Genomic DNA, 16,014 nt, shown 5'->3' on the forward strand with positions numbered 1-16,014 from the left:
CGCTCGATATGCGCGTGGTCCCACGGATCGACAGCCGCTACTGCACCCCAACTGCCCGTACCCGCCGCCACCTGGCGTCTCGATCACCAGCACATCGCTGGCTCGGACGTCCGCCACGTCACTCCCACCGAGCTCGACCGCACCACCGTCGGCCCGCTCGATCGAGTTCCGTCCCAGCTCCCCCGGGCTCGCCACCGGCCACCCCGTACGGCGGCACCCTCCGGTGGTTGGTCAAGAGGCTGACGGTCATCGGCTCGCGGAAGCGGATCCGCCGGACCCCGCCGTCGCCGCCGCGCCACCGGCCCGCACCCCCCGCTGCCGCGGCGGATCGCGTAGGACTCCAGCAGCACCGGCAGGCGCCACTCGAGCACCTCGGGGTCGGTCAGCCGTGAGTTCGTCATGTGCGTCTGCACCACGTCGGTCCCGTCGAACCCCGGCCCGGCGCCCGACCCCGACGCGACCGTCTCGTAGTACTGGTGCCGCTCGTTGCCGAACGTCACGTTGTTCATCGTCCCCGACCCCTCGGCCATCACCCTGAGCGCCGCGTACAGCGCCCCTGTGACCGCCTGCGAGGTCTCCACGTTCCCGCCCACCACCGCCGCCGGGTACTCCGCGCGAGCATCGACGGCTCGGGCAGCACGATCCGCAGCGGCCGCAGGCAACCGTCGTTCAGCGGGATGTCGGCGTCCACCAGGGTGCGGAACACGTACAGCACCGCCGCCGTCGTCACCGCCGACGGCGCGTTGAGGTTCGTGCGCAACTGGCCGGAGGTGCCGGTGAAGTCGATCGTCGCCGACCGCGCCTCCCGGTCCACCGCCACCCGTACCCGGATGTGCGCGCCGGCGTCGGTCTCGTAGTCGTATGCGCCGTCGTCGAGCCGGTCGATCACCCGCCGGACCGCCTCCTCGGCGTTGTCCTGCACGTGCCGCATGTACGCCTGCACCACGTCGAGCCCGAAGTGGTCGATCATCGCCCGCACCTCGTCCACGCCCTTCGCGTTCGCCGCCACCTGAGCGCGCAGGTCGGCGAGATTCGTCGCCGGGTCGCGCGACGGGTACGGCCCGGCGGTCAGCAGGTGCTCGGTCTCCGCCTCGCGGAACCGCCCACCGTCCACGAGCAGCCAGTTGTCGAACAGCACGCCCTCCTCCGCCAGCGTCGTGGAGAACGCCGGCATGGAGCCGGGCGTGAGCCCGCCGATCTCGGCGTGGTGCCCGCGGGAGGCGACGAAGAAGAGCACCCGGGCGCCGTCGTCGTCGAAGACCGGCGTGACCACGGTGACGTCGGGCAGGTGGGTGCCGCCGTGGTACGGGTCGTTCACCGCGTACACCTGGCCGGGGCGGATCTCCTCCCCGCGGCGGCGGATGACCTCCTGCACCGTCGCGCCCATCGAGCCCAGGTGCACCGGCATGTGCGGGGCGTTGGCGATGAGGTGCCCGCCGGCGTCGAACAGCGCGCAGGAGAAGTCCAGCCGCTCCTTGATGTTGACCGACTGCGCGGTCGCCTCCAGCCGGGCGCCCATCTGCTCGGCCACGGACATGAACAGGTTGTTGAAGATCTCCAGCAGCACCGGGTCCGCCGCGGTGGTCGCCGAGGGCCGCTCCCGCTCGCCGGTGCGGTCCAGCCGCAGGGCGCCGTCGGGCAGGACGACGGCGGACCAGCCCTCCTCCACCACCGTCGTCGCGTTGGCCTCGGCCACGATCGCCGGCCCGGTCACCTCGGTCCCGGCGGGCAGGTGCTCCCGACGGCGCAGCGGGACCTTTCGGGCCCGCCCGCCGAGGTGGACGGTCACCGCGGCCCCGCCGTCGTCCCCTTCCTCCGCGGCGACGGCGACCGCCGGCCGCGGCGCGCGGGCGACGACCTCCACGGAGACCGCTTCGACGACGAGCGGGCGGTCCATGAGGAAGGAGTAGGTGCGCAGGTACGCGGCCTCGAACTCCTTCCGCATCGCGGCGGGGTCGGCGAGGAGGACCTGGACGGCGGTGTCGGTGCGCTCGTAGCGCAGGTGCGCGCGGCGCACCACGTCGATGTCCATGCCGCGGGAGGCGGCGCCGTCGTCCAGCTCGGCGCGGGCGGCGCCCTCCAGCTCGGCGGCGACGGCCTCGAGGCGGGGCACGACGGCGTCGTCGAGCTCGGCCTCGACGGACTGCTCGCGCATGGCGGTGACGTCGGCCAGCCCCATGCCGAGGGCAGAGAGCACACCGGCCAGCGGCGGGACGAGGACGGTGGGGACGCCGAGGGCGTCGGCGACGGCGCAGGCGTGCTGGCCGCCGGCGCCGCCGAAGGTGGTCAGCGCGTAGGTGGTGACGTCGTGCCCCTTGGCCACGGAGATCTTCTTGACGGCGTTGGCCATGTTGGCGACGGCGACGGCGAGGAAGCCCTCGGCGACCTCCTCGGGCGTGCGGTCATCCCCGGTCTGCTCGCGCAGCGTGGCCGCGAGCGCGGTGAAACGCTCCCGGACGACGCCCGAGTCGAGCGGCTGATCGCCGTCGGGCCCGAAGACGGCCGGGAAGTGCGCGGGCTGGATGCGGCCGAGCATGACGTTGGCGTCGGTGACGGTCAGCGGGCCGCCGCGGCGGTAGCAGGCGGGGCCGGGGTCGGCGCCGGCGGAGTCGGGCCCGACGACGTAGCGGTCGCCGTCGACGTGCAGTATCGACCCGCCGCCCGCAGCGACGGTGTGGATGGCGAGCATCGGGGCGCGCAGGCGGACGCGCGATCTCGGTGTGGAAGACGCGCTCGAGCTCGCCGGCGTGGTGGGAGACGTCCGTGGAGGTGCCGCCCATGTCGAAGCCGATCACCTCGCGAAGGCCGGCGGCGGCGGACATCGCCGCCATGCCGACGATGCCGCCCGCCGGGCCGGAGAGGATCGCGTCCTTGCCGCGGAAGTGCCGCGCCTCCGTGAGGCCGCCGTTGGACTGCATGAACAGCAGCCGCACGCCGGGCAGCTCGGCGGCCACCTGGTCGACGTAGCGGCGCAGGATCGGGCTGAGGTAGGCGTCCACAACGGTGGTGTCGCCGCGCGGGACCACCTTCATCAGCGGGCTGACCTCGGAGGAGAGGGAGACCTGGCTGAAGCCGAGCTGGCGGGCGAGGTCACCGACGGCGTTCTCGTGCGCCGGGTAGAGGTGGCTGTGGAGGCAGAGGACGGCGACGGCGTCGATCCCGTCGTCCTTGGCCCTGCGAAGCTCGGGCTCGAGGGCGTCAAGGTCCGGGGCTTTGAGAATCTCGCCGTGGGCGGTGACGCGCTCGTCGACCTCGATCACCCGCTCGTAGAGCATCTCGGGCAGGACGATGTGCCGGTCGAAGATGCGCGGGCGCTCCTGGTACGCGATGCGCAGGGCGTCGGCGAAGCCCTTGGTGATGACGAGGAGCGTGGGCTCGCCCTTGCGTTCGAGGAGGGCGTTGGTGGCAACGGTGGTACCCATGCGGACGACGTCGATCTGCTCGACCGGGACGGGTTCACCCGGCTCGACGCCGAGGAGGTGGCGGATGCCGGCGACGGCGGCGTCGCGGTAGCGCGCCGGGTCCTCGGAGAGGAGCTTGTGGGTGACGAGCGTGCCGTCGGGGCGGCGGGCGACGACGTCCGTGAACGTGCCGCCGCGGTCGATCCAGAACTGCCACCCGGTCATGTGTGGACACTAGCCAGTCGGGCGGAGGGGGTCGGCGCTCAAAGTTGGGCCGATGGTCCCTGGCGGAGGGGTACGGCGCGTACCAGCATGGAAGTCGAACCACCCCAAAGTGGCAGAAATGGGGCCCGCAAGGCACCCAGCCGGGGGACGGCGTCAACCCTCCTCGCGCGGGTAGGACTGCCACAGAGAGATACCGAGATGGCCACTGTCAGCGCATTCACCGACAGGAACCTGAATGGCCAGGGCTTCGGTTACCTCGACCAGGAAGCTAAAGCCCGCTACGCGCTGCCGCTGCGGTTCACCCCGGCGGTGTGCGTCATCCTGATCACCATCGGACTGATCCTGCAGTCGCCCGCCTGGCTGGCCTGGTTGGTCCCCATCGGTCTGAGCGGGGCGCTGTTCCCCCGGGGCATGATGGTCGACGTGGTGTACAACTTCGGCGTCCGCCACCTCTTCCACGCCCCTAAGCTGCCGCCCACGCCGGACCCCCCGACGGTTCTCGTACCTGATCTCCACATCCCTGACGGCCGGTGCGGCCCTCTCCTTCCAGTACGGGCTACCGGTGCTGGGGTTCGTCCTGGGCGGGGGCGGTCATCGTCGGTGCGACGATCCTCGCCACGACGCTCTGGTGCCTCGGGTCGTGGATCTACCGGATGCTCTTCGACCCTCGCGACCCCCCGGGTCCGTCCACGGGCCGAAGCGGGTGTGTCGTAGGGCCGTTGTGCTGTCGATGTTGTGGAGCCTTCGGCCCGGTCACGCAGGTTGAGCAGCATCTTGCGCATCATCCAGATGTCGCCGAACTCGAGCAGCGCGGAGAACAGGATGGCCGGGGAGAGCCACCGGTAGCGCGAGCGCACCCGGGTGATCACCCGGGTGCGCCCGTCCTGTCTCGGGTCGAGCTGCCACGTCCACGTGGTGTCCCCCGGGGTGCCCCAGATCATGGAGGACGGCGGGTCCATCGAGTGCACCCGGATGCCGTGGCGGCCGTCCGGGCTCATCGGCACGATGTCGCCCACGGCAAGGTGCTGCAGCTGCGGGACGATCTCCCGGGCGCTGGGACGGCCCAGGTTGTCGAGGAGGTCGTAGCTGTACCAGCCGGCGCGGGTCACGCCCGTCTGGAGAAGCCACGGCCAGATTCGCTCCGGCGGGGCCGCCACCGTGATCGCCCGCGTGGCGTTGAAGGTCGGCGCCGGGACGAGATCGTCACCGGGCAGGGCCCGGGAGATCTCGTCCGGCGTCGCGCCCCAGGTGAGCTGCCAGGGCCGCACGTACCGGGCGTAGGCGACGGCGGCCACGACGGCGACCGCCACGGGAGCCAGGCGGCTTCGAGACCTCACGGCACCACGATCCTGGCGCGGGAAGCCCGGGTCCAGGACCGGACGTCCCCGGGCACGTGCACCGACCGCCGTCAGGGAAGGTCTCTGCGCATCACGATGCGCGGCATCCTGCTCGCCACGGCGTCGGTGGTCCCGACGACCCGGAACCCCGCCCTCTCGAACATCGCCCGCGTGCCGACGAACGCCATCGTCGTGTCCATGCGGCCGGGCGGGTCGACCGGGTAGGCCTCGACCGCCGGTGCCCCGCGGGAGGAGGCGTACCGAGCCGCAGCCTCGATGAGGTGCCCGGTGACGCCCTTCTTCCGGTGCCCGCCGCGGACGACGACGCAGATGATGCTCCACACCGGCACGTCGTCGACCGGGCGGATCAGCTTGGAACCCGCCAGGCGCGGGATCTCCGCCCGCGGCCCGACGTTGCACCAGCCGACCGGGATGCCGTCGAGGTAGGCCACCACGCCGGGCGGGTTCTCCCTCTCGCACAGGGCCCGCATAGCCCGCTCGCGATCGCCGCCGCCGAGCTCCTCGATGTCCTTGGCCCGCAGCCGGTGCGAGAGGCACCAGCAGTGGTTCTCCCGGCGGTTGGGGTTGATGACGTCGGCGAAGTCCTCGAAGCGGTCCGGGGTCACGGGGTGGGTCTCGAAGCTCATCGGCGACCTCCCGTCCCCGGCCGGCGACGCCGTCGTCCGTGCCGGTCTTCCGTGAGTCGCATCGCCGGCATCTCCCATGGGGCCTCACGCTAGCGCGTGGCGCCCGGCGCCCGCGGCCCAGCCAAGGTGAGCGCGCACCGCCGGCCGGGACCCGGCGGCGCGAGGAGGCGGCGGGTGCGGCCGGGCCGACGGCGGGCTCGACGGTTCCCTGGCTGAAGAACGGGGACCGCGCGGGGGCGTCGATCAGCTCGGCGAGCTCGTCGTCGAGGTGGAGGATGGAGAGCGAGGCGCCCGCCATCTCGAGGCTGGTGGCGTACTCGCCGATGTAGCGGCGGTGGATGGACACGCCCCGCTCGGCCAGCACCTGGTGGGTGCGCCGGTAGATCAGGTAGAGCTCCTCGAGCGGGGTGGCGCCGAGCCCGTTGACCAGCACGGCCACCCGCTCGCCCTCGGCGAGCTCGAGCTCCTTGAGCAGCTCGTCGAGGAACCGGTCGGTGATCTGGTCCGCGGTCTCCAGCGGACCGCGGTGGTGGCCCGGCTCGCCGTGGATCCCGATCCCGATCTCCATCTCGCCCTCGGCGAGCGTGAAGGTCGGTTCCCCGGCGGCGGGCAGGATCGTCGGCGCCAGGCCCACGCCCATGGTGCGCGTGCGGGCCACGGTGCGGCGGGCGAACTCCGTGACGGCGTCGAGGTCGTCGCCGCGCTCGGCGGCCGCGCCGGCGGTCTTGTAGGCGAGGATGAGCCCGGCGACGCCGCGGCGGGTGTCGGCGCGCTCGGCCGGCGCCGAGAGGATGTCGTCGGTGCCCAGCACCGTGGTGGTGCGGATACCCTCCCCCGCCGCGAGGTCGGCGGCGATGTCGAAGTTGTAGACGTCGCCGCCGTAGTTGCCGTACAGGTACAGCACGCCGGCGCCGTCGTCGGAGGCCGCGGTCGCCGCGTAGATCTGGTCGGGCGACGGGGAGGAGAACACGTTGCCCACGGCGACGCCGGAGGCCAGCCCGCGGCCGACGTAGCCGAGGAAGAAGGGCAGGTGGCCGGAACCGCCGCCGGTCACGATGCCGACCCTGCCGCCGGTGCCCGCGTCGGAGCGCACGAGGGCGCGGCGGTCCTCGGAGGCCGGCCGCAACTCGTCGCCGTGGGCCAGCAGGAGGCCGTCGACCATCTCGTCGACGAAGCTGGCGGGGTCGTTGATGATCTTCTTCACGGGATCGTGTGCTCCTTCGCAGTCACAGTGTGAACGTCGTCGGCCGACTCCGCACGGAGCCGCCGCGCGGCGGTGTCTACAGCCTCCCGCAGAAGGACCGAGTCGCGGGCGCAGATCGTCAGATCCACCCCGCGGCGTGTCCAGCGGCGCGCGAGGTCGGTGCCCGCGCAGTCCAGCCCTGCGGCGATCCCCGCAGCCCGTGCGGCGTGGACCACTCGCCCGACGATCTCGTCGAACTCCGGCGCGCCGAGGTTCTCCGTGCGGGCCCGCCCGAGGCCGAGGGCGAGGTCGTTGGGACCGACGTACACGGCGTCGAGGCCGGGGACGGCCGCGATCTCCTCGACGTTGGCCAGCCCGGCGGCCGTCTCGACCATCACGACGCAGGCGGCGCCGGAGTCGCCGGCGGCCGGTTCTGGCGCGCCGCGGCGCACGTCGCCCCACAGCGGTCCCCCACGAGCGCGATCCGGCGGGCGCGTACCGGCAGGCGGCGACCGCCCCGGCGAGCCTGCTCGGCGTCGTCGACCATCGGCACGAGGACACCGTCCGCCCCCAGGTCGAGCGCGCGCATGATCTGGTCGGGGGCGTTCCAGGCGACCCGCACGAGGCTGGCGCTCCCCGCCGCGTGGACGGCGTGCAGCAGGCGCGGCAGCGAGCCGAGGTCCGCGAAGCCGTGCTGCAGGTCGACGCAGACGAGGTCGAAGCCTGCTCTCGCGACGATCTCCGCGCTCGCCGGGTCGTCGAGCGCGCTCCACACCCCGTACGTGGTGCGCCGCTCCGCCAGCCTGGCGCGCAGTCCGGTTCTGACCTCTGACATCGCTCTCCCTCGAGGACTCTTCCACGCGTCGCGGTCGGCGTGCGTCTCGCCAGGAACGCAGACGTCCGCGAGAGGCACTTGCCAAGTATGTGATCCAGACCCTACGTTAACCGTCGACGGTTAACCAGTAAACGTTTGCACAAGGAGGTGAACGAGCAATGACGACCGATCACAGCTGGCGCTCCGCCGTCACGACGGCCCGCCCCACGGCCCTCGGCCACCACATCGTCGACCACCTGCGCCGGCTGATCATCGTGGGCGAGCTGCCCGCGGGTACGCACCTCGTGGAGGCGGAACTCTCGGAGACCTTCGACGTCAGCCGCGGTCCGGTCCGTGACGCGCTGCGTCAGCTTCGCGCCGAGGGCCTTGTCGAGTCGCGCCGCCGCGGTGTGTTCGTCATCGGCCTGACAAACGACGACATCGACGAGCTGTACCTGCTCCGCCACATCCTCGAGACCGAGGTCGTCCGCCTGTGCATGCGGCGGCCGGGCCTCGACCTCTCCTCGGTGCATGCCGTCGTCGACCGGATGAGGGCGGCCGCCGCCGAGAATGACGCAACCCGGTTCGCGGAGGCCGATCTCGACTTCCACTCGCTGTTCTACGCCCTCTCCGGGCACCGGCGGCTGGAGAGCATCTGGCAGCAGTACCGCCCGACCTTCGCCGACATGCTGTCGGTGACCAACGCCTCCGACCGGGACCTCACCCCGATCTACGAGGACCACGTCCGTCTCCTCGAGCGCATCGCCTCCGGCGACGAGGCGGCGGCCGGCGCGCTGCTGCGCGAGCACATCGACGGCTCGCACCGGCGGATGCTCACGGCGTACGAGCAGTTCGTCGCCCGCTCCTGATCCCCACTCAGGATCTCCGTTCCCCGTAGTACCCCTGGAATACCAACGAAGGAGTTGCCCCCTCATGAAGACCAAGCTCGCCACGATCGGCCTGGCCTCGTCCCTCGCCCTCGTCCTCGCCGCCTGCTCCGGCGGTGGAACGACCGACGGCGACACCGCGGCCGGCGGGGAGACCGGTGCGGCGTCCGGCTACCCGGAGAAGGACATCAACTTCATCGTCCAGGCCGCCGCGGGCGGTGGCTCCGACCTCAGCTCCCGCGCCCTCGTCTCCGAGCTCGAGCCGATCCTGGACACCTCCATCATCGTGGAGAACCGCCCCGGTGCCTCGGGCTCCACGGCGATGCAGTACGTCGCCGAGCAGGAGCCGGACGGCTACACCATCGGCTTTGTCCCCGTCGAGATCTCCATGCTCGGCCACCAGAACTTCGACGTCGACCCCGCGAACTACGACTTCCTCGGCCAGATCATGCTGGCACCGGGCGTCCTGTCCGTCCCGGTCGACAGCCCGTACGAGACGCTCGAGGACTTCATCGAGGCGGCCAAGTCCGAGGAGCTCTCCGTCGCGAACTCCGGCGCGGGCTCCATCTGGGAGGCGGCCGCGTTCGGGCTCGCCGACGAGACGGGCGCCCAGCTCGCGTCCGTCCCGTTCGACGGCGGCGCTCCCGCGCTCGCCGCGGCGATCGGCGGCCAGGTGGACGCCGCCGTCGGCGGTGCGGGCGAGACCCTCACGGCCTACAACGAGGGACAGGTGCGTCCGCTCGCCGTCTTCCACGACGAGCGCCACCCCGACATGCCCGACGTCCCCACCGCGGCCGAGGCCGGCTACGACCTCGAGTTCGGCGGCTGGGGCGGTATCTACGCGCCGGCCGGGCTGCCGGACGACGTCCGCGAGACCCTCGAGTCGTCCATCGAGGAGGCGGCGAACTCCGACAGCTTCACCGAGACCATCACCAACGCCGGCAACCTGCCCGTCTACCGCGACTCGGCCGAGTTCACCGACTTCGTGAACTCCGAGTACGAGCGCTTCGGAGAGATCCTCGGAGCCCGCTGATGATCCGTTCCCGCAAGGGTGCGCCGACGGCCCCGTCCGGAAAGCCGGACGGGGCCTCCCCGCGCCCGTTCCCCACGTCGACCGGGTTCCCCCGGCCGACGAGCTGCTGGCGCACGACGCCGCCGAGGCGGTCGACACCGCCGAGGGCGACCACGCCGTGCTCGCCCGGCCGTCGCGCCGCCTGGAGATCGTGTGCGCGGCGGTCGCCGTCCTCGGCTCGGGCGCACTCCTCCTCCTGGCGCGCGCATCGAGGTCCGCAACGAGACCGGCGGCATCGACCCGCGCTGGTGGCCCGAGCTGCTCGGCGCCGCCGGGCTCGCCCTGGGTGTGCTGCTGCTGGTCGTCGCGATCCTCCGCCCGCCGTTCAACCGGGACGACCTCGAGGCGGCCACCCGTCAGGGCTGGTTGCGGGTGGGTATCGCCGTCGGCCTCTCGATCGCCTTCGTGCTGCTGTGGCCGGTCATCGGCTTCCTCGTGGCCACCCCGGTCTTCCTCGTCGTGGCCACCTACGTCTTCGGCGGCCGGGGATGGAAGACGCTCGTGCTCTTCCCCGTCCTGATGACCGCCGGCATCTATCTGCTCTTCCACACACTTCTGAAGGTGCCGCTGTGAACGCCGTCGCCGAGGGCCTTGGGGCCCTGCTCGACCCGACCGTCGCCGTCTGCCTGCTCGCCGGCCTCCTCATCGGGACCCTCGTCGGGGCGTTCCCGGGAGTCACCGGCTCGATGGCCGTCGCCCTCGCCTCCGGCTTCACCCTCACCCTGGAGCCGGTGCAGGGCCTCGCCGTGCTGCTCACCATCTACGTGGGGGCCAACTACGGCGACCGGATCCCGTCCATCCTCGTCAACACGCCGGGCACGCCCGCCGCCATCGCGACAACGCTCGACGGGTACCCGCTCGCGAAGCAGGGCAAGGCGGGCCTCGCCCTGGTGAGCTCGTCCATGGTGACCACGGGCGGCATCCTGCTGTCGATGGCGCTGTTCCTCGTCGCGGCCCGCCCGGTCGCGCAGATCGCCCTGGAGTTCGGTCCCGCCGAGATGTTCGCCCTCGTGGTGTTCGGCCTGACGATCATGATCTCGATCTCCTCCAAGTCGATCATCAAGGGCGTGCTCGCCGGCATCGCGGGCCTCGCGATCGCCACGGTCGGCCGGGACCCGATCACCGGGGACTCGCGATTCGTCTTCGGGATCAACGATCTCAACTCCGGCCTGCCGTTCATCGCCGTCATCATCGGGCTCTTCGGCATCGCCGAGCTCTTCGACCAGCTGCTCACCCATCGGGAGCACCACGTCAAGCCCATCTCCAGTCTGGGCCGGTGGTGGCCGAACCGCTCCGAGTACCGGCAGATGGCCAGGCCGTTCGGAGTCAGCAGCGTCATCGGCATGATCGTCGGCGTGGTCCCTGCTGCCGGTGGTGACATCGCCGGCCTCATCGGCTGGGACCGTGCCAAGCGGATGTCGAAGAACCCGGAGAAGTTCGGGAAGGGGTCGCTCGAGGGCCTCACCGCGGCGGACACGGCGTCCAGCGCCACCCTCGGCGGCTCGCTGACCACGACCATGGCGCTCGGCATCCCCGGTGACTCGGTCATGGCCGTCATGATCGGCTCGATGATCATCTGGGGGCTGCAGCCGGGCCCGTCGCTCTTCACCAACAGCCCCGACCTGATGATCAGCATCGCCGCGATCATGATCATCGCGACGCTCCTGTCCCTGGTCATCAGCCTGGTGCGGATGCGCGGCATGGTGAAGCTGCTCGACCTGCCGAACCACTACCTGTGGGTGGGCATCCTCATCTTCTGCGTCGTGGGTACGTACACCACGACCAACAACCTCTACACGGTGTGGGTGATGCTCGCCTCCGGCGTGGCGGGGCTGATCATGAAGCGCACCGGCTTTCCGCCGGGGCCGGTCGTCCTCGGGCTGCTGCTCGGGCCGCTCGCGGAGTCCAACCTGCGCCGGGCCCTGATCATCGACGGCCCCTCGATCCTGGTCACGCAGCCGATCTCCGCGGGCCTGCTCATGCTGGCCCTGCTCAGCCTCACGCTGCCGCTGATCGGGCGTGCCCGCCAGGCGCGCCGTGACCGGTCGTCCGGCGCGGACACCGACGAGCCCGCCCTGACCCGATGATCCATCCTTCCGTCACGCGACGCTGGGTCGCCGTCGACCACCCTGGCTGGCGCCAGCGCACGCGTCCAGCGTGCTCGCGGTCGGCGACGGCCTGGTGGCCGCGTGGTTCGGCGGGACCCACGAAGGTACGCCGGACAACCGCATCTGGCTCGCCCGCCGCGCGGGCGGCTCGCCCGCCTGGGCAGAACCGACCGTCGTCGCCGGCGGCGACCAGGCTCACTGGAATCCCGTCCTGGCCCACGGCCCCGACGGGTCGGTGTGGCTGTTCTACAAGCGCGGCCCGCTCATCTCCCGCTGGTCCACGTGGTTCCGGCGCTCCACGGACGGCGGCGCCACGTGGACGGAACCGGCCGAGCTCGTTCCGGGTGACGCCGGCGGTCGTGGGCCGGTGAAGAACCCGCCCCTGCTGCTGCCGGACGGAACGTGGCTCGCTCCCGGATCGCACGAGCGGTGGGGCGACGAGGCGGCCTGGGACGCGTTCGTCGACCGGTCGGTCGACGGCGGCCGTACCTGGGACCTCGCGCCCGTTCCGCTGGACCGTCGGGACGTGCGTGGCGCCGGCGTCATCCAGCCCGCCCTGTGGCTCAGCGGCTCGACGGTCCGTGCCCTCATGCGCAGCACCGAGGGGTCGGCGTTCCGCTCATGCTCGACCGACGGCGGGCGCAGCTGGTCGCCGGCCGAGCCCACCGAGCTCGCCAACGGAAACTCGGGCCTGACGGTCGTCAACCTCGGCGGGGGCGTGGTCGCCTGCGTGCACAACCCGGTGGCGGAGGACTGGGGGGCACGCTGCCCGCTGGTGGTCTCGGTCTCGGCGGACGACGGCGACACCTGGCGCCAGGCCGCCGTCGTCGTCGAGGACGGAGTCACCCCCGTCGACGATGATCCCGGCCGGCTGCCCGCGCTTCCGCCGCCCAGGTCCTTCGCCCCCGCCGACGCCGGCGTCGCGACGACCGGCGTGGGCGAGTACTCCTACCCGGCGGCCGTCGTCACCGACGGCACGCTCGTCATCACCTACACCTGGCAGCGTCGCGGCATCGTCGAGGCGCGCGTCCCTCTCAGCCTGCTCCACCCGTGAAAGGAACCCCACCCATGCCCGCCCAGATCGTCACCGCCATCCCCCGTGCCGTTCGCCGAGAACGCGACCTCGACCTGCCCACCTTCGAGGCCGCCCTGCGCGCGATCGACCCGCACGTCCAGGGCGTCCTCGTCGCGGGCACCACCGGCGAGTTCCCGGCCCTGGACGACGACGAGCGGGTCGCGCTGTTCCGCAAGGCTGCGGAGGTGCTCGGCGCGGAGCGCGTCATCGCCCACCTCGGCCACGGCAGCACCCTGCAGGTGCTGCGCCTCGCGCAGGCGACCTGGGACGCCGGCATCACCCGCTTCGCGCTGCTCTCGCCGTACTACCTGCCCACCGACGACGAGGGCGTGGTCGAGTTCTTCCGCGCCGTGACCGAGGCCTTCCCGCAGGCCCAGGTCTACGCGTACCTCTTCCCCGAGCGCACCGGCATGGACGTCTCGCCCGAGGTGCTCGGCCGCGTGCTGGAGCTGCCCGGCATGGCGGGCGTGAAGCTCTCCGGCGGCGCCGCGGCCCGCCTCACGGAGTACGCACCGGTGCTGCGTGAAGGGCAGGAGCTCTACTCGGGAGACGACTCCACGCTGCCCTTCGTGCTCGAGCAGGGTGGGGCCGGCGTCGTCTCCGGCGTCTCGGCCGCGTTCCCGGCGACGTTCGCCGCACTCGCCAAGGCGCTCGACGACGGCGACCGCGAGCGTGCCGACGAGGTGCAGGCGGTCGTGAAGCAGGTGGTGGCCCTGACCGGCCCGACCATCCCCCGCCTGAAGACCGCGATGGCCGCCCGTGACGGCGCCGGCTGGGCGAGCCGGATGGCGCTGCCGGCCGTCACCGCAGAGCTGCAGCTCCAGATCGAGGAAGCGGTCGCCCAGCACGGCTGAGCTGGCTGACCAGGGCGGACGGACGGCTCCGAGCCGGCCGTCCGCCGTCGTCCCGGAGGGCGCGGGTCCGGCCCTCGTCACGCGCCGTTCACCCGGCGGCCCTAGCGTGCGAGGTCCAGACACCGATCGACCGAAAGAGCGTCCATGCCTCGCCGTGCGACTCGTCCCACACTCCTCGTCCCTGTCTCGGCCGCCCTCGCGGGTCTCCTGCTAGCGACGCCCGCCGCGGCGGCGCCGCCGGACCACGCTCCCGGGGCCGACAACCCGCGCACCTCGCAGACCGCCACGCTGCTGTACTTCCACGACGCCCACGAGATCGGCCCGGTGCTCACCGGCGGCCAGGACCGCGGCGGCGTCGCCCGCCTCGCCACCGCCGTCGGCACCGTCCGCGCCGAGAACCCCGCCACCGCCGTCGTCTTCGGCGGCGACCTCGCCGGCGGCACCCTCTTCGGCGGCCTCTACAAGGGCTTCCCCATGGTCGAGGCCTTCAACACCGTCGGGATCGACCTGGCGAACTTCGGCCAGCACGACTTCGACTTCGGCGTCGACAACGCCCGCGAGCTCGTGGCCGCCTCCGACTTCCCGTGGATCACCTCCAACCTCGTCGACGGCGAGGGCAACCCGTTCGTCGAGGGCGGCACCTGGGCGGTCCAGCGCGTCGGCAAGGTGCGGGTCGGGTTCATCGGGCTGACGGACGCCATCGAGACGACCTCCGCCAGCGACCAGCTCCACGAGACGGACGCGATCGCGGCGGCCCGCTCCGCCGTCGCCGACATGACCGCGAGCGAGAAGGTCGACGTCGTCGTCGCGGTGACCCAGCACCCGATGGAGGAGAACCGGGAGCTCGCCCGCGCCGTGCCGGAGATCGACGCGATCTTCGGCGAGGAGATGGCCGAGTACGACTCCGTCGTCGAGTACGAGGGCGACGTGCCGCTCATGGCGTCCGAGGGCAACATGGGCTCGCTCGTCCGGCTCGACATCACCAGGGAGGGCGCGGACCACACCGTGGAGCCGTCGGTGGTCGAGGTCGACCAGACGGTCGCCCCCGACCCCGAGCTGCGCGCGATGGAGGAGCGCTACGCGGCCGAGATGGAGGAGAACCTCTCCACCGTCCTTGCCACCGTGGAGACCCCGCTCCTCAACCCGGACCACGCCAGCCGCCGTCAGGAGACGGCGCTCGGCAACTTCGTCGCGGACGCGTTCCGCAGCTACCACGGCACGCAGATCGGGTGGATGAACGGCGGCGGGATCCGCGCCGAGGCGCCCGGCCCGGACTTCACCACCCGCGACGCCTACGCCATCGCCCCGTTCGACAACAAGGTCATGGCGGTCGAGGTCTCCGGAGCCGGGATCGTGCAGGCGCTGGAGCAGGCCGTCGCGAAGGTCGACACCCTCGGCGGCGGGTTCCCCCAGGTGTCCGGCATGTCCTACGCGTACTCCCCCGCCGCACCGGTCGGCTCCAGGGTCAGCGACGTCCGCGTGGCGGGCGAGCCGATCGACACGGGCGCCACCTACAGCGCCGCGGTGACGAACTACGTCGTCGGCGGTGGCGACGGCGTCACCGGGTTCGCGGACGGCGAGGTGCTCGTCCCGGCGTCGGAGGCCCCGGCCGACGCGGAGGCCATCGCCGCCCACGCCACCGACCTCGGCGTCATCGACGTCGCGACGGAGGGGCGCATCGCCGTCCTGCCGTGACGCGGCGACCCGCAGCGAGGGGCTCGGAGTCCCCGGCCCGCAGGCCGGGGCCCTCCTGTTCGGCCCGGCCGTCTGTTCGCCCGGCCCGCAGGCCGAGGCCCGCACTGTTAGTCCCCGGCCGCCCCTGGTCACCCGGCCGCGCGTCAGGCCAGCGCGCCCCCGGCACCACGAGCTCGAGCACGGGCCGGGGATCCGTGTCGTCGTGCCGCGCGATGCGGTGGAGGAGCAGGCCCTCGAAGCAGGCCGCGACGCCGGCCGCCGCGACGGCCGGGTCCTTCGCGCCGAGGGACGCCATCGCCACGACGGCGGAGCCGACCATGCCGCGCCTGGCCGCGGACAGCGTGGCTCTCAGGTCGGCGTCGTGGCTGGCCTCCATGAACAGCACGAGCCGGGCGGTGGTTTGCGTGCGCCGCGTGCCGCTGAGGAAGTCGAAGAGCCTGCACAGGCCGTCGACGAACTCGGCGGGGGAGGACGGCTGGGAGAAGGCGGCGCCGACCTCGGCCCGCTCGAGCTCGAGGATCCGGCCGGCCACACCGGCGACGAGCGCCTTCCGGGTGCGGAAGTAGTTCGACGTCGAGCCCTTCGGCAGGCCGGCCCGCTGGTCGACGCGTGCGTGGGTCAACGCCCGGAGCCCCTGGGCGCTGAGCAGCTCGACCGCCGCGTCGACGGCACGGGCTTTGGTGGGAGTCATGTCGGTAACTATAGGAGTAGTGACA

The 16,014-nt window shown here is 72.3% G+C and carries 12 protein-coding genes and 2 pseudogenes; 7 read left to right on the forward strand and 7 right to left on the reverse strand.

What is annotated here, in order from left to right:
* Nucleotides 1–118 precede the first annotated feature (118 nt).
* The 6 genes and pseudogenes from DA06_RS07865 to DA06_RS07890 all read right to left on the reverse strand — a co-directional run bounded on the left by DA06_RS07865 (nucleotide 119) and on the right by DA06_RS07890 (nucleotide 7,628).
* On the reverse strand, nucleotides 119–250 hold the full coding sequence (locus DA06_RS07865; RefSeq protein WP_418607919.1) for a hypothetical protein: 132 nt from the start codon (nucleotides 248–250) through the stop codon (nucleotides 119–121).
* A 112-nt stretch (nucleotides 251–362) separates the two neighbouring features.
* A pseudogene (locus DA06_RS07870) lies at nucleotides 363–3,626 on the reverse strand (hydantoinase B/oxoprolinase family protein); the annotation flags it as partial.
* 1,408 nt (nucleotides 3,627–5,034) lie between these two features.
* A complete protein-coding gene (locus tag DA06_RS07875; protein ID WP_418607921.1) occupies nucleotides 5,035–5,688 on the reverse strand; it encodes a GNAT family N-acetyltransferase in 654 nt (217 codons plus the stop codon).
* 202 nt (nucleotides 5,689–5,890) lie between these two features.
* Nucleotides 5,891–6,772: pseudogene (locus tag DA06_RS07880) on the reverse strand (dihydroxyacetone kinase subunit DhaK); the annotation flags it as partial.
* A gap of 38 nt (nucleotides 6,773–6,810) precedes the next feature.
* Nucleotides 6,811–7,188, reverse strand: coding sequence for an aldolase/citrate lyase family protein (locus DA06_RS07885; protein ID WP_418607333.1), 378 nt, complete (start codon nucleotides 7,186–7,188; stop codon nucleotides 6,811–6,813).
* Nucleotides 7,188–7,628 carry an aldolase/citrate lyase family protein gene (locus tag DA06_RS07890; RefSeq protein ID WP_052436504.1) on the reverse strand — a complete coding sequence of 147 codons (441 nt, stop codon included), beginning with the start codon at nucleotides 7,626–7,628 and terminating at the stop codon, nucleotides 7,188–7,190. Before DA06_RS07890 ends, DA06_RS07885 begins: the two co-directional genes overlap by 1 nt.
* Before the next feature lie 158 nt (nucleotides 7,629–7,786).
* Between DA06_RS07890 and DA06_RS07895 the strand changes: the two genes are divergently transcribed.
* From DA06_RS07895 to DA06_RS07925, 7 genes are all read left to right on the forward strand, one after another.
* Nucleotides 7,787–8,476: a GntR family transcriptional regulator gene (locus DA06_RS07895; protein WP_043498882.1), complete on the forward strand. Its 690-nt coding sequence runs from the start codon at nucleotides 7,787–7,789 to the stop codon at nucleotides 8,474–8,476.
* A 64-nt stretch (nucleotides 8,477–8,540) separates the two neighbouring features.
* Nucleotides 8,541–9,527, forward strand: coding sequence for a tripartite tricarboxylate transporter substrate binding protein (locus DA06_RS07900; protein WP_043498884.1), 987 nt, complete (start codon nucleotides 8,541–8,543; stop codon nucleotides 9,525–9,527).
* 192 nt (nucleotides 9,528–9,719) lie between these two features.
* The gene (locus tag DA06_RS07905) at nucleotides 9,720–10,139 is read left to right on the forward strand and encodes a tripartite tricarboxylate transporter TctB family protein (protein ID WP_052436505.1); all 420 of its coding nucleotides are present in this window, start codon (nucleotides 9,720–9,722) and stop codon (nucleotides 10,137–10,139) included.
* A complete protein-coding gene (locus DA06_RS07910) occupies nucleotides 10,136–11,653 on the forward strand; it encodes a tripartite tricarboxylate transporter permease (protein ID WP_043498886.1) in 1,518 nt (505 codons plus the stop codon). Before DA06_RS07905 ends, DA06_RS07910 begins: the two co-directional genes overlap by 4 nt.
* A 70-nt stretch (nucleotides 11,654–11,723) precedes the next feature.
* Nucleotides 11,724–12,728 carry a sialidase family protein gene (locus tag DA06_RS07915; protein WP_418607336.1) on the forward strand — a complete coding sequence of 335 codons (1,005 nt, stop codon included), beginning with the start codon at nucleotides 11,724–11,726 and terminating at the stop codon, nucleotides 12,726–12,728.
* Nucleotides 12,729–12,742: 14 nt separating this feature from the next.
* The gene (locus DA06_RS07920; RefSeq protein WP_043498888.1) at nucleotides 12,743–13,603 is read left to right on the forward strand and encodes a dihydrodipicolinate synthase family protein; all 861 of its coding nucleotides are present in this window, start codon (nucleotides 12,743–12,745) and stop codon (nucleotides 13,601–13,603) included.
* Between the two features lie 144 nt (nucleotides 13,604–13,747).
* Nucleotides 13,748–15,298, forward strand: coding sequence for a bifunctional metallophosphatase/5'-nucleotidase (locus DA06_RS07925; protein WP_043498890.1), 1,551 nt, complete (start codon nucleotides 13,748–13,750; stop codon nucleotides 15,296–15,298).
* Here the strand turns inward: DA06_RS07925 and DA06_RS07930 are convergent.
* Entirely contained in the window at nucleotides 15,255–15,989 is a 735-nt protein-coding gene (locus DA06_RS07930) for a TetR/AcrR family transcriptional regulator (RefSeq protein ID WP_418607338.1), read from the reverse strand. The two genes, DA06_RS07925 and DA06_RS07930, sit on opposite strands and share 44 nt — an antisense overlap.
* Between the last annotated feature and the right edge of the window lie 25 nt (nucleotides 15,990–16,014).

This window comes from Georgenia sp. SUBG003 (assembly GCF_000715355.2).
In the GTDB taxonomy this organism is placed as follows: domain Bacteria; phylum Actinomycetota; class Actinomycetes; order Actinomycetales; family Actinomycetaceae; genus Georgenia.

Coding starts and splice junctions, on each gene's coding strand:
- DA06_RS07865 (WP_418607919.1), bottom strand. CDS start 250: ATGACCGTCAGCCTCTTGACCAACCACCGGAGGGTGCCGCCGTACGGG.
- DA06_RS07875 (WP_418607921.1), bottom strand. CDS start 5,688: ATGGGAGATGCCGGCGATGCGACTCACGGAAGACCGGCACGGACGACG.
- DA06_RS07885 (WP_418607333.1), bottom strand. CDS start 7,188: ATGGTCGAGACGGCCGCCGGGCTGGCCAACGTCGAGGAGATCGCGGCC.
- DA06_RS07890 (WP_052436504.1), bottom strand. CDS start 7,628: ATGTCAGAGGTCAGAACCGGACTGCGCGCCAGGCTGGCGGAGCGGCGC.
- DA06_RS07895 (WP_043498882.1), top strand. CDS start 7,787: ATGACGACCGATCACAGCTGGCGCTCCGCCGTCACGACGGCCCGCCCC.
- DA06_RS07900 (WP_043498884.1), top strand. CDS start 8,541: ATGAAGACCAAGCTCGCCACGATCGGCCTGGCCTCGTCCCTCGCCCTC.
- DA06_RS07920 (WP_043498888.1), top strand. CDS start 12,743: ATGCCCGCCCAGATCGTCACCGCCATCCCCCGTGCCGTTCGCCGAGAA.
- DA06_RS07925 (WP_043498890.1), top strand. CDS start 13,748: ATGCCTCGCCGTGCGACTCGTCCCACACTCCTCGTCCCTGTCTCGGCC.
- DA06_RS07930 (WP_418607338.1), bottom strand. CDS start 15,989: ATGACTCCCACCAAAGCCCGTGCCGTCGACGCGGCGGTCGAGCTGCTC.